Here is a 523-nt window from a genome sequence, read left to right as displayed (position 1 = left end):
CTTGGGCTTCTCAGGGGCCGCCTCCAGGGCGTCGGCGATGGTCATCTGGTTCTCGTCGGCCTCACTCATGCGTTCTGAACCTTCTCCCAATCCTTAAGGAACGATTCCAGGCCGCGGTCGGTCAGCGGATGGGACACGCACTTCTTCAGGATGCCGAAGGGCACCGTGGCGATGTCGGCGCCCATGAGGGCCGCCTGGGTCACGTGGTTGGCGCTGCGGATGGAGGCGGCGATGATCTCGATCTGCTCGCCGCCCACCGTGTCGGCGGTAAAGTCGTAGTTGCCGATGGCGCGCACCACGTCGTCCAGCTGAGCCAGGCCGTCCTCGGAGATGTCGTCGAAGCGGCCCACGAAGGGCGAGATGTAGCGAGCACCGGCGCGGGCGGCCAGAATAGCCTGGGGCACGGTGAAGCACAGGGTCATGTTCACCGGAATGCCCTCGTCGGCCAGCACGCGGGTGGCGGCCAGGCCCTCCACCATGGTGGGGATCTTCACCACGACGTTGGGGGCGATCTTGGCCAGCT

The 523-nt window shown here is 66.2% G+C and carries 1 protein-coding gene; it reads right to left on the bottom strand.

Going from position 1 to position 523, the window contains the following annotated elements; translation table 11 throughout:
* Positions 1–65: 65 nt before the first annotated feature.
* Positions 66–523: transaldolase family protein (locus F8D48_RS11510; RefSeq protein ID WP_151432180.1), on the bottom strand; the 458-nt coding region annotated here is incomplete at its 5' end.

The sequence above is a fragment of the Adlercreutzia muris genome, assembly GCF_008831045.1.
Taxonomy (GTDB): Bacteria; Actinomycetota; Coriobacteriia; order Coriobacteriales; family Eggerthellaceae; genus Adlercreutzia; species Adlercreutzia muris.
Note: the sequence above shows the minus strand (reverse complement) of the source record. Positions and strands in the feature narration are given on the sequence as shown.